At 38.7% G+C, this 12,625-nt stretch carries 12 protein-coding genes; 9 read left to right on the top strand and 3 right to left on the bottom strand.

Annotated elements, in window-relative coordinates; genetic code table 11:
* Positions 1 to 218 precede the first annotated feature (218 nt).
* The 3 genes from JL001_RS21285 to JL001_RS21275 are packed head-to-tail and all read left to right on the top strand — an operon-like array spanning position 219 to position 2,984.
* Positions 219 to 1,979, top strand: coding sequence for a glycoside hydrolase family 97 protein (locus tag JL001_RS21285; RefSeq protein WP_200979750.1), 1,761 nt, complete (start codon positions 219 to 221; stop codon positions 1,977 to 1,979).
* 59 nt (positions 1,980 to 2,038) lie between these two features.
* A complete protein-coding gene (locus tag JL001_RS21280) occupies positions 2,039 to 2,512 on the top strand; it encodes a hypothetical protein (protein ID WP_200979742.1) in 474 nt (157 codons plus the stop codon).
* Between the two features lie 34 nt (positions 2,513 to 2,546).
* Positions 2,547 to 2,984, top strand: a complete 438-nt coding sequence (locus tag JL001_RS21275) for a hypothetical protein (protein ID WP_200979740.1) — start codon at positions 2,547 to 2,549, stop codon at positions 2,982 to 2,984.
* Between the two features lie 63 nt (positions 2,985 to 3,047).
* Here the strand turns inward: JL001_RS21275 and typA are convergent, their stop codons facing one another.
* Entirely contained in the window at positions 3,048 to 4,853 is a 1,806-nt protein-coding gene (typA, locus tag JL001_RS21270) for a translational GTPase TypA (RefSeq protein WP_200979738.1), read from the bottom strand.
* A gap of 736 nt (positions 4,854 to 5,589) precedes the next feature.
* On the opposite strand from typA, the gene JL001_RS21265 reads away from it, so the two are divergent.
* Both JL001_RS21265 and hisS read left to right on the top strand, forming a co-directional pair.
* Positions 5,590 to 5,799 carry a hypothetical protein gene (locus tag JL001_RS21265; RefSeq protein WP_192010886.1) on the top strand — a complete coding sequence of 70 codons (210 nt, stop codon included), beginning with the start codon at positions 5,590 to 5,592 and terminating at the stop codon, positions 5,797 to 5,799.
* Between the two features lie 246 nt (positions 5,800 to 6,045).
* Complete coding sequence (hisS, locus tag JL001_RS21260; RefSeq protein WP_200979736.1) at positions 6,046 to 7,419, top strand: histidine--tRNA ligase; 1,374 nt, start codon at positions 6,046 to 6,048, stop codon at positions 7,417 to 7,419.
* A 93-nt stretch (positions 7,420 to 7,512) separates the two neighbouring features.
* Here hisS and JL001_RS21255 read toward each other — a convergent pair whose 3' ends face one another.
* Complete coding sequence (locus JL001_RS21255; protein ID WP_200979732.1) at positions 7,513 to 7,794, bottom strand: hypothetical protein; 282 nt, start codon at positions 7,792 to 7,794, stop codon at positions 7,513 to 7,515.
* 212 nt (positions 7,795 to 8,006) lie between these two features.
* On the opposite strand from JL001_RS21255, the gene JL001_RS21250 reads away from it, so the two are divergent.
* Together JL001_RS21250 and JL001_RS21245 are read left to right on the top strand one after the other, a co-directional pair.
* Positions 8,007 to 8,339, top strand: coding sequence for a YbaB/EbfC family nucleoid-associated protein (locus tag JL001_RS21250; protein WP_200979730.1), 333 nt, complete (start codon positions 8,007 to 8,009; stop codon positions 8,337 to 8,339).
* The gene (locus JL001_RS21245) at positions 8,339 to 9,346 is read left to right on the top strand and encodes a glycosyltransferase family 2 protein (protein WP_200979728.1); all 1,008 of its coding nucleotides are present in this window, start codon (positions 8,339 to 8,341) and stop codon (positions 9,344 to 9,346) included. The genes JL001_RS21250 and JL001_RS21245 overlap by 1 nt, the downstream gene beginning before the upstream one ends.
* On the opposite strand, the gene JL001_RS21240 is transcribed toward JL001_RS21245, so the two are convergent.
* Positions 9,343 to 9,561 (bottom strand): PspC family transcriptional regulator, encoded by a 219-nt coding sequence (locus tag JL001_RS21240; protein WP_192010881.1) that lies wholly within the window; start codon positions 9,559 to 9,561, stop codon positions 9,343 to 9,345. The genes JL001_RS21245 and JL001_RS21240 overlap by 4 nt on opposite strands.
* A 43-nt stretch (positions 9,562 to 9,604) precedes the next feature.
* Between JL001_RS21240 and JL001_RS21235 the strand changes: the two genes are divergently transcribed.
* Together JL001_RS21235 and JL001_RS21230 are read left to right on the top strand one after the other, a co-directional pair.
* Positions 9,605 to 11,446 (top strand): hypothetical protein, encoded by a 1,842-nt coding sequence (locus tag JL001_RS21235; RefSeq protein ID WP_200979726.1) that lies wholly within the window; start codon positions 9,605 to 9,607, stop codon positions 11,444 to 11,446.
* Positions 11,447 to 11,638: 192 nt separating this feature from the next.
* On the top strand, positions 11,639 to 12,619 hold the full coding sequence (locus JL001_RS21230) for an isoaspartyl peptidase/L-asparaginase family protein (RefSeq protein WP_200979724.1): 981 nt from the start codon (positions 11,639 to 11,641) through the stop codon (positions 12,617 to 12,619).
* The last annotated feature ends 6 nt before the right edge of the window (positions 12,620 to 12,625 follow it).

Below are 12,625 nucleotides of genomic sequence, written 5' to 3'. Positions count from 1 at the left end.
ATATTAGTTATATTGAAAAGGGAAGCTGATCAGCTTCCCCTTTTTTATTGCTTTTTTGATTATTGAAACCAATTCCCAACCCAAAATGAAAAACGTTCTATTTTCGCTTACTATAGTTTTTTTTTTGCTTCATTTCCTGTAAACCCAGGGAAGTTGAATTAGAAAGTCCCTCCAAAAACCTAAGACTTCAGATTCATCAGGATAGTTTAGCTATATCCATGGATCTGTTTACTTCGTCCGAAAGATTACTCCAAGTGAAAGGAGCTAAATTTCAATTGTCAGATGGAGCCTTGAGTGAAGGGTTTAAAATAGTAGGAATAAGTAAAAAAGCAGCTTCAGAAGATTGGGAGACAGTTTACGGTGAAAAGCATTTTATTCCAAACAGGTATACCGAAGCCATTATAAAATTGGAGAAAGATAAAGATCCTGCCCAAAATATGGAGCTTCACTGCCGGGTATATGATGAGGGTTTTGCTTTTAGGTATAGTTTTGATAGTGTTTTCTTTGATAAAAGCTGGTTAAAAAGGGAATTGACCCGCTTTGATTTTGATGCGGATTATGAAGCATGGGTCAGTGAAAAGGCCCAGTCTGCTTATCGAAAATCACCCATTAGTGAGATAGATAAAGCCTGTGAGAGACCTTTGGTGATTCAAAGAAACGAAAATTCCTATTTGGCTTTGGGAGAAGCAGCCTTGGTTGATTTTGCACGGGCAAAGTTTATCAAGTCTTCCGATAAGGATTATTCAATCGGGCTTGATTTAGGAAGTGAAGTGTCCTTGAAAAAAGCCAGTTACCAAACCCCGTGGCGTTTTGTGATGGTGGGCCAAAGCCCAGGAGAGCTGTTAGCGCACAATTATTTTGTACAAAACTTGAATAACCCCAATCAGTTGGAAGATGTATCATGGATCAAGCCTGGGAAAGTAATTCGAGAGGTTAGCCTCACCACACAAGGAGGGAAAGCTTGTGTGGATTTTGCCGCTGAACATCAAATGCAATATATCGAGTTTGATGCTGGTTGGTATGGGCCTGAATATCATGATGAATCTGATGCTTCCACCATAACAGTAGACCCAAATCGGTCTCCAGGACCATTGGATCTTCAAGAGGTAATTGACTATGCTAAAAGTAAGAATGTAGGTGTAATCCTGTATGTGAACAGGAGGGCACTTGAAAAACAACTTGATGATATCTTACCTCTCTATAAATCCTGGGGAATCCAAGGACTGAAATATGGATTTGTAAATGTGGGGACTCAGGAATGGACTTCCTGGTTACATAATGCTGTGAGAAAGGCTGCTGATCATGAAATGATGGTTGATATTCATGATGAGTATAGACCAACAGGGTATTCTCGCACTTATCCCAACCTGATGACACAAGAAGGTATTCGGGGTGATGAGGAAAGTCCTTCAGTAGAGCAAACATTGATTACGCTTTTTACCAGGATGATTGCTGGTGGAGGAGATTACACCAACTGTTTCTTCGCGGATAGAGTAGTCAACGATATGGGAGGGAAAGCTGGGCAAATGGCAAAAACAATTCTCTTGTACAGCCCATGGCAGTTCCTCTACTGGTATGACCGTCCTGAGGGGTCGCCAAATAAAACTGGCGGGGCAGGCAAAAACGATGCATTTATAGAGGGAAGTGATGCATTGAGGTTTTATGACCAAATTCCAACGGTCTGGGATGATACTAAAGTTTTGGAAGGGGAAATAGGAGAATATGCTACTATTGCTAGAAGAAACGGAGACAGCTGGTATGTAGGTTCCTTGACAGCAGGGACAGAGAGGAAAGTCAATATTCCACTTTCATTTCTCTCAAAAGGCAATGTATATGAAGCAGAAGTATTCTATCAAACCAAACAAGACCTTTTAGACAATAAAGTGAGCATCGATAAGATGGAAGTGACAAATGAGACTGTGTTATCAAGAGATTTGCTAGCAAATTCGGGGATGGGGGTTATAATTCATGAAAAATAAGTTTTTGTGAGACATTTTAAGCGTTGGTTTCGTATAGAGGTTAAAATCAAATTATTATTATGAAAAAGCTGCTGTTTACTCCTTTTTTGTTTTTGTTGATCTTTAGTGCTTGTTCTGAGGTAGATCCTGAACCTGAAATAATAATTGATCCTACAGAATCATTTCTGACCGGGGAATGGAAGTTGGTGAAAAGTCGTGGTTCGATGATAGATGTAACGATCGAAGGAGAGGATCTGAAAAGAACGGAAATTTACACCTTTACTGATGATGGTACTTTTGAAAAGTATACCAAAGATGATGATTATGAAGCATCTGGATCAGGCTCTTATGTTTTGGAGAACGTGCCAGAAGAGATGAATGAAGGTTATGTGGGCATGATATCTTTAACATTTTTGGAAGGGGATGTAATTGTTGGAAACTGTACTTCAGGAAATGAGGAGATAGAGACTTTGTTAATTTCCAAAGAAGGGCAACTGGTCAATGTTTACTGGGCACCATGTGACGGTCCTTGGTTGTATTATGATAAACAATGAATTCAAATCATATGGGTTTAAATTTGTCACAAAAATGAGAAAGCTGATTTTTCCAATATTGATTTTATCTATATGTCTTTCAAGTTGTAAGGAAGATGATATTAAACCCGAAGCTGACCTGATTGGTGTGTGGCAACTAAGTGAGATTTATCATTCTGAGGATGGACATATCTCGGAAGGAAGTCTAGGTCTAAGTGATGAATATACCTTTAGGGTTGATGGTACTTTTGAGAGAAAGCTTGTTGCAGATGATGAGGATTTGGAAGGATCAGGAACTTACTCCTTTAGAGAAGCAGAGTTGATCAATTCTAGCATGAATAAGTTGTATTTAGTGCTAACTTTTCAATCGGGAGGAGAGCAAGGTTGGGTATGTGGTGAAAACAAAACGGAATTGCAGTTGACTTTCCAAGATGAACTGGTCAATTCATGTGAAGCTACTGAGGGGCGTATTTATTATTATAAAAAGCAGTAACAAAAAAAGCTCCCCTGAATTTCTTTAGGGGAGCTTTTTTGATATTTAAAACCTTAATAGAAATTAAGCGTCTTTTTTCGCCATTCTGGTTCTTTCTCCTTCGTCCAAGTAGATTTTTCTCATTCTCATGCTCTTAGGAGTTATTTCTAGGTACTCATCCTTTTGGATATATTCCATAGATTCTTCCAAAGAGAATTTCTTAGCTGGAGCAATTTTAGAGTTGTCATCGGAACCTGAAGCACGCATATTGGTCAATTTCTTACCTTTTTGTACGTTTACCACGATGTCATTGTCTCTGGAGTGTTCTCCGATCACTTGGCCACCATAGATTTCCTCTCCTGGATCCACAAAGAATACCCCTCTATCCTGCAACTTATCAATAGCATAAGCTGTGGTAGGACCAGACTCCATAGAGATTAGGGAACCATTGGTTCTGCCAGGAATATTTCCTTTGAAAGGTTCGTACTTGATGAAACGGTGGTTCATAATGGCTTCACCCTGAGTAGCCGTAAGTACATTGTTTCTCAATCCAATCAAACCTCTTGAAGGGATTTGGAATTCCAAGTGCTGAAGGTCACCTTTTGGCTCCATTACCAAAAGTTCACCTTTACGCTGGGTAGCCAATTCGATTACCTTACCGGAAGTGGTTTCAGGAACATCTACTACCAATGATTCAATTGGCTCGTGTTTCACACCGTCGATTTCTTTGTAAATTACCTGAGGCTGGCCTACTTGAAGTTCATAGCCTTCTCTTCTCATGGTCTCGATCAATACAGACAAGTGAAGAATACCACGTCCGAAAACGATGAATTTATCTTCATTGTCAGTAGTCTCTACCCTAAGGGCCAAGTTCTTTTCCATTTCTTTAAAAAGACGGTCTCTCAAGTGACGGGAAGTCACAAATTTACCTTCTTTACCGAAGAAAGGGGAGTTGTTGATCGTGAAGAGCATATTCATAGTTGGCTCATCGATAGCGATCCTAGGAAGTGGTTCTGGATTTTCAAGATCAGCAATGGTATCGCCAATTTCAAAATCCTCAATTCCAGTAATGGCACAGATATCACCTGGATGAACAGACTCTACTTTATTTTTTCCAAGGCCTTCAAATACATGAAGTTCTTTGATTCTTACTTTTTTGATGGATCCATCTGCTTTGCAGAGGGAAACCTGAGCATTTTCCTTCAAAGTACCTCTCTTCAACCTGCCGATAGCAATTCTACCCACGAAGTTAGAGTAATCCAAAGAAGTGATCTGCATTTGTGTGGTGCCTTCTTCGATGATCGGAGCAGGAATGTGCTCTATGATAGTGTCCAAAAGAGGCAAGATGGAATCAGTTGGGTTTTGCCAATCAGGGCCCATCCAGTTGTTCTTAGCAGAACCGTACATGGTCACGAAGTCCAACTGCTCTTCTGTCGCATCCAAGTTAAACATCAGGTCAAAAACAGCCTCATGAACTTCGTCTGGACGACAGTTTGGTTTGTCCACTTTGTTAACTACTACGATAGGGGTAAGACCTAAATCCAATGCTTTGCCCAATACAAATCGGGTTTGTGGCATTGGGCCTTCAAATGCATCCACCAAAAGGATTACACCATCAGCCATTTTCAATACCCTTTCCACTTCTCCACCAAAGTCGGCGTGACCTGGGGTGTCAATGATATTGATTTTGATGTCTTTATATCTTACGGAAACGTTCTTAGAAAGAATAGTGATACCTCTTTCTCTTTCCAAGTCGTTGTTATCAAGGATTAAGTCGTCAAACTGCTGGTTTTCACGGAAGATTTTTGAAGCGTGAATGATTTTATCCACGAGTGTTGTTTTGCCGTGGTCAACGTGTGCGATAATCGCGATGTTACGAATATTCTGCATGATAAGGATTAATTAAGTTGCAAAAGTACGAAGAAAATTCGGTAATCCTGTTAAGCATTTATAAAGTTTATAAAGTTAACCGCTTAAAAATCAAGGGATGAGTTATTTTTAACTTCAGTTGCAACTTGTTGGTTTGTAGTTTGTTATGGGTTGATAGGGAGCTAGGTCTTTGAAATTTGGGTGTTTTTCAAAGATGGAGGTTGTTTTGTTGTGGGTAAAAGGTTGGTCTTTTTGCATCGTTCATAATTTTATAAAAAGCTTGGTACAATGGTATAAATGTGCTACTTTAAAACGAAGAATATTTTTAAAGGCAGCACAGCTTTAAGGTGTTGATGCGGCAGATTGCCATTGATTTTTAGTAAAGAGTTATTGTTTCAATAGAGCGGATTATCTGGTTTTTTAACGCTGTTGTTTACAGGTTTTTAATGTTTATTTCATTATGTCTTAAGTTTTTGGTATCATTTTTGGAACAATCATTGTAAAAGTTGATGCATCCGCGATCTTAAAAATATCGTATAACAAGTAAGTGTTCTGATACAAAAAACTGTATTGAAGTGAAAAATAATTTGTAAGTAAAGTAAATTGTGTATATTTACGAAATGCAAATATTAGGTTACAAAAAAATGTTTTGTAGATTTTTATTTAAATTGCGGCCGGGTTTCCGGCGGGAGACACGAAAGTGTAATGAAGAAAATAATATTGTTTTATTTAAGTACTGCTTAAAACACATGTAGCTATGAAATATCTTATTAAAATTGAAATTAATGATGTAGAGTTTCAGATTCATACAGAGGCAAGCAATGAGCGAGAGGCCAAAGATAATGTATGGGAAATCATCAGAAGAAAAACTTCTTTGAAGTCAATCGAAACAGAATCTGCGGAAGTAAGGGATTCTTCTTTGGGAAGAAAGCTAGCTGAAGGGATCAGAAGTGCTTTGTTGTTGTGATGTTGGGATTATAAACTGATCTAATTTGAAAAAAATATACACATAAGAGAAGAATTCTCAGAGATTGAGAGCCATGGCTAGTCCATGGCTTTTTTTGTTTCCCTTAAGTTTTGACTGATTTAGCCCTTACTTGTTCGGGCTAATATCTCGTGTTACCTTTTATAAACATCGATTGGTTTTAGGGGAAAGATTAAAACTTTCTCATAATCACTTAGATTTTTTACCTTTGGGCAAAATTTAGCATTCATGAGTATCCAAAAACCGACTTTACCAAAAGGAACCAGAGACTTTGGCCCAATACAGATGGCCAAGAGGAATTATATTTTAGAGACCATTAAGTCTACCTTTAGGCTTTTTGGGTATCAGCAATTGGAAACTCCTTCTATGGAAAACCTTTCTGTTTTGACCGGAAAATATGGGGATGAAGGAGACCAACTACTTTTCAAGGTGTTGAACAGTGGGGATTTTCTCAAGAAGATTAATGGAGAGGATTTGGAAAAAGGAGCAGCCACTGTGCTTCCCAAAGTAGCTGAAAAAGGCTTGCGTTATGACTTGACAGTTCCTTTTGCAAGATATGTGGTGATGAATAGGAATGAGTTGACCTTTCCTTTTAAGCGTTTTCAGATCCAACCCGTTTGGCGGGCTGATAGACCTCAGCGGGGAAGGTACCGTGAGTTTTACCAATGTGATGCGGATGTGGTAGGGACGGATAGCCTGATCTGTGAAGCAGAGATACTTTTGATGATCAGAAGGGTCTTTGCTGAATTGAAACTGGAGGACTATGATATTAAAATCAATAACCGTAAAATATTAACCGGGATTTCGGAGGTTATCGGCGAACCTGGTAAAGAGGGAGAATTGTGTGTGGCGATAGATAAACTGGATAAAATTGGCTGGGAAAAGGTACAAGAAGAGTTGACTCAGCGAGGTTTTACAGAAGATGCAGTAAAAAAATTGGAACCAATTATTGACCTGTCTGGAAGTAATGATGAAAAGTTAGCTTTTTTGAATGGCTTCCTTTCTGAAAGTGAAGAAGGCTTGAAGGGTGTGGCGGAATTGGAAGAAGTGTTGAAGCTACTGGCTGAGTTTGGTGAAGGCCAGGAGCATGTGGATTTCGATGTGGTATTGGCCAGAGGCCTTAGTTATTATACTGGGGCAATATTTGAAGTGAAGGTAAATAATGTGTCGATTGGTTCTGTAAGTGGAGGAGGCAGATACGATAACCTGACCGGAGTTTTTGGTCTGGAAGGTGTTTCTGGTGTTGGTTTTTCTTTTGGTGTAGACAGGATTTACGATGTGTTGGAGGAATTGAATTTATTTCCGGAGGAGCAAACACAATCCACTAATGTGATGATTGGGTATTTTGATGAAGAAGGAAGAAATTATGGGTTGAAAATTCTGAATGGATTGAGAAGTGCTGGGCTTTCTGCTGAAATATATCCTGATTATGCCAAGGTGAAAAAGCAGTTTAACTATGCTGATAAGAAGCAGGTGCCATTTGTGGTAATGGTAGGTTCTGAAGAAATTGCCCAGAATAAGGTGACCTTGAAAAACCTAAAGACAGGTGAGCAGGAGATGCATTCTTTAGAAGAAGTAATTGGTATTGTTAAGGCCAGTTGATTATCGACTGGAAAGTAATAAAAAGTGCATAGCATCATTATAGGATAATGAGAGCTATGCACTGACCAAATTTATCTTCGGGGATAAATTACCTTAATCAACTTCTAAGATCGAATTCACCGGAATGGCTACGCTTCCCTTGAGGGTAATGAAATCCGATGCTATTGACCAAATAGTTGTGTTTACCTGGTAAATCTTTTGATCTGCAGATTCGAAAATAATTTTTACTTTTTCATGTAACAAGTTCCCTAATAGCAATCCGCGATATAGGTGGCTCATCCTCGTTTCAATATCTTCTTGTCGTTCCAAAACCTCTTTTCTGTTAAACTTGAGGTTAGGAATATTTTCTTTTTCAATATTTTCTATCACGTTCATAGTAGATGCGATATGTGATTATTAGAGTATATATTCCTTTAATCGAATATTGTTGTATAAAGTTTGAAATATTGGATTAATATTTCGATTGGTTATAAAGTTTGATTTAATATTTTGTTTTTTGTTGTTTATAAATTATAATATTCTGTGTTTGTTTTCTATGCAGTAATGCTAAATCAATTATATTTGAAGTTCCATTAATTAGAAGAGATATGTTTGATTTTATGAATATCATGAATAAGGTGAAGGAAGCGCAGGCCAAGATCAAAGAGAAGCAGGCTGAGCTGGTTCATTTGACTGCAGAAGGAGAGTCTGGAGCAGGAATGGTCAAGGTAGTTGTCAATGGTCATAGAAAGATAGTAGATATAGCTATTGATGATAGCCTAATTACTCCAGAGGATAAAGACATGCTTAAAGACCTTATCGTTGCAGCCACCAATAAGGCATTTGAAAGTATTGATTTCAAGATCAAAGAAGAAATGAAGCAGGCCACTGAAGGGATGATGCCCAATATCCCCGGAATGGACTTAGGAAATATGTTTTAATGAAAGACGCAGCCATCGTCATACTCAATTACAATGGGAAGGATATGCTTGAAAAATTTCTTCCCATTGTTTTGAAAAACAGTGATTTTGAGGTCATCATTGCGGACAATTGTAGCAATGATGGTTCTCAGGAATTTTTATCATCTCATTTTAAATCGCTTCAGCTAATTCAGCTGGATGAAAACCTAGGGTACAGTCAAGGTTACAATGAAGCGCTCAAAAGAATCCAAGGGCAATATAGTTACTACATTCTCCTTAATTCCGATGTGGAGGTCACTCCTTATTGGGATAGCGCTTTGATCAAATGGTTGGAGAAGCATAGGGAGTATGCGGCTGTTCAACCCAAAGTTTTATCTCAGCAAAACCCTAAAGTGTTTGACTATGCTGGTGCGGGAGGTGGATACATTGACCAGCTGGGCTATCCATTTTGTAGGGGGCGAATATTGGAAACAATTGAAGAAGATAAAGGTCAATTCGACGGGGATGTACAAGTGGATTGGGTTTCAGGTGCCTGTTTTGCCATTAAAGCAGAATTGTTTCATGCTGTTGGAGGATTTGAATCTTCGTTTTTTGCACATATGGAAGAGATAGATTTGTGCTGGAGACTGTCAAGAAATGGATGGAAGTTGGGGTATACCGGTGGGATAAAAGTGAAGCATGTTGGAGGAGGAACCTTGTCACGGACAAGCCCATTTAAAACTTACCTTAATTTTAGAAACAACTTGTTGATGCTTTATAGGAACTTGAACAGTTGGGGGTTCTTTAAAGTAATGATGTTAAGAGTTTTTTTTGATCTGGCCGCAATTCTTCATTTTGGTCTTTTTGGAAAAGGAGAACATGCCAAGCAGGTGATTAAAGCTTATAGAGACTTTTTTAAAATGAGCGCTAAGATGGAAAGGAAAGCTCCTTTGGCATCAAAATTGCCTTTCCAGAAAGCTAGTAAGCAAGTGTTTTCTATAGTGCTTTCTTATTACTTAAAAAGGAAAAAATATTATTCAGAAGTTTAATCGAAAAGTACAGGGTTATTGCTCTTTCTGAAGTACTTTCTGATTTTCATTGTCATGGCCATAGTAACATACAAGATTACAGGTGATCCCAATGTAATGAAAGAGGAATAGATGAAGAACAAACGGATGCTGTCAATAGGAAAATTCAGCTTTTCTCCCAATTTGGAACAAACCCCAAATGCCCTGTCTTCAAAGAATATTTTCAGTTTTTCCATTTTTATAAATTTTAAAATAACGTTTAAAAGTAGTGAAAATATAATGAATATTCTAATAAACCACCCTAAGCTTAAACAGTTTATGAATTATAGCCTGAAATTTATAATGGTCTGTGTATTAGTTGTTTTGGGTTCCTGTAGCACTAAAAATCTTTTTGACACTGCAGGAGCACCAAAAGTAACCGTAGATAAAAATCCGCTAGTATTACACAAAGACTCAGTACTTTTTACTTTAAGGGCAACTATACCTGCAGGTTTAGTTTCTGAAAAAAACACTTATACCTTATTGCCAGAATATCAATATGGTGAGGGAGCGCTGCCGTTGGAGGAAATCGAGGTAGATGCCAGTGACTTGGCAGCATCAGGAACTTCAGTGGAGATCATAGAAAAAATGTCATTTCCTTACTTGGAAGGAATGGATCGGGGAGAGTTGAGGGTGAAAGGTTTATTGGAAGAGGTAGAGTCAGGAAAGAGCTTCACGACACCTTATATACAATTGGCTGAGGGCATTGTTAGCACGCCTAAACTGGTAAGGGTAGGGCAATTTGCCCCAGGGGAAAGTATTCCGGAAGTGGGGGCTTATATGGCTTACGACGAAGCATTTTTGAATATGGCGGCTTATGAATCTGCTTATTATTTCTCCAAAAATTCTGCTCAGATTAATCCTTCAGAAAGTAATGATGCCTTTAAGAAAGAGTTTGAGTCTATAGCTGCCAAGGGAGAACCTATTAATACCATTTTGATTCAAGGGATGGCATCACCTGATGAACCCAATTATATCAAACTTTCTTCACAAAGAGCACAAGCTATTGAATCCTATTTGAAAGACCAGCTCAAAAAGGCAGGATACCAAGGGAATGTCAATGCAATTTCCTTTGAAATGTCCCAAAAAGAGCCTGACTGGTTGTTGTTCAGGCACCTTTTGAGAACTTTCAATAAAATTGATATGACCGAAAAGGATAAGTATTTTGATATTATCTATGGAGATGCCTCTTATGAAGAGAAAGTGAATGCAATCAAAGAGCTCCCATCTTATAAAATCTTTTCCAGGGATAAATTTGATCAAATGCAACTGGCGCAGGTAGCTTTTATGATGGCCAAGGACAGAAGACCTGACCCGGAAATTTCCGGTTTGGCTAACCTCTATATTAATGGTACTGCTCAGGGAGATGAACTGACAGAAGCGGAGTTGGCCAGGGCTGCCGAATTTAATCCAGGATTGAAAGAAAAGCAGATTCTTTATGAAGCCATGATTTTCAAACATGGATCAGCTTTGGCCTACAACAATCTCGGAGTGGTTTATTTAAATCAAGCGCATCGTATGATCAAGGTCAGCGATAAAAACAATAAAGTAACAGAGGCAATGAATCTGTTCAGAATGTCCAATGATATCAATGAAAGCGCTGCTGCAAGGCATAATATGGGACAGGCTTATTTGATGAGAGAAGATTATGGGGCTGCTTATATAGAAATCTCAGAGGCAAGTGCTTTGTCTCAGGACAATCCTGAGTTTAATAGCTTCAATGAGGGGAAAAGAGGGGCAATTGATATAATAAGAGGTGATTATAAATTGGCAACGCTCAGATTGAAAGAGGCTCCAGAGACAGCTACCAATTTATTCAATATGGGCTTGGCCTTTTATTTGGCCGAAGAATATGCCCAGGCAGCTGTCGCCTTTGAGGAAAGTGCCTTAAGCAATATGGAGTTTGGTTATGCTTTTTATGGCTTGGCTTTGGTAGCGGCTCAAAATCGCGATAAGGAAAGACTTTATGAAAACCTTCAAAAAGCAGTGCAGAGAAGTCCATTTCTTAAGAGGAGGGCCGCAACAGATATGGAATTTAAGGATTATTTCCAGGAAGCAGAATATAGAGAAGCGATTAGGTGAGTAAACGTGTAATGTGTATCAAGAGCACCCCTGATTTTAGGGGTGCTTTTTTTGTGATAGACTTAGGTGAAAATTTATTCTTTAATCGATTTAGTTGTTTAAAAAAATAGATTAATTAATAGGGGTAAAAATGTTATTTATCTTTAAAATTTTCTAATTTTCGAGATAAAGATTAAACTAAGCATTACACCCATGTCAGATAGAAGAAAATTCCTGAAAAATACAATTTTGTCTTCGGCTTTAATCCTTCCGGGAACAGTTAGTTCGGCCATGTCTTTGAATGGTTTTAAGAAAAGGGAAAAGCATAAGCCTTTGATTTTATCAACATGGAACCATGGTATGGCAGCTAATGATAAGGCTTGGGAAGTCTTGGGAGAGACTGGAAGTATCGTTGATGCGGTAGAAAAAGGTGTGATGGTGACTGAGTCTGATTTGAAAAACCTTTCCGTAGGACTTCAAGGTTTACCGGATCGAGAAGGAATAGTGACTTTGGATGCTTCCATTATGAAAGGAGACGGTTCATGTGGGTCGGTATGCTTCGTGAGACAGGTAAAGCATCCTATTTCTTTGGCCAGAAAAGTGATGGAAGGCACCCCCCACGTGATGTTGGCTGGAGAAGGTGCAAGGCAATTTGCCATTCAGGAGGGATTTCCCATTGAAGAAGAAAAAATGAGTCCGGCCGCAGAGAAGGCTTATATAAAATGGAAAGAGAAATCGGAGTACAAGCCTATTATCAATATAGAAAATCATGACACTATTGGAATGATAGGTTTGGACGAAAATGGAAATTTAGCGGGTTCTTGTACTACAAGTGGCTTAGCTTATAAGATGCACGGAAGAGTGGGAGATAGCCCGATTATCGGAGCTGGATTGTATGTGGACAACGAAGTTGGTGCTGCGACTGCCACTGGATTGGGGGAATCGATCATCAAAGTGTGCGGCAGTTTCCTTATTGTGGAATTGATGCGTCAAGGACGGACTCCTCAAGAGGCATGTGAAGAAGCGGTTAAAAGATTGATTAGAAAGAATAAAGGAATAGATGGGATTCAAGCTGGCTTTTTGGCCATGAACAAAGATGGCGAGCATGGTGCTTATGCTGTTCACCCAGGATTTAACTTTGCGATGCACCATAAAGGAGGCAAAGCACTTGTGGATTCAAAAAGCAAATTTTGATTAATC

It is taken from the genome of Echinicola sp. 20G (assembly GCF_015533855.1).
Lineage (GTDB): Bacteria > Bacteroidota > Bacteroidia > Cytophagales > Cyclobacteriaceae > Echinicola.
This window is presented reverse-complemented; position numbering and strand designations above follow the sequence as displayed.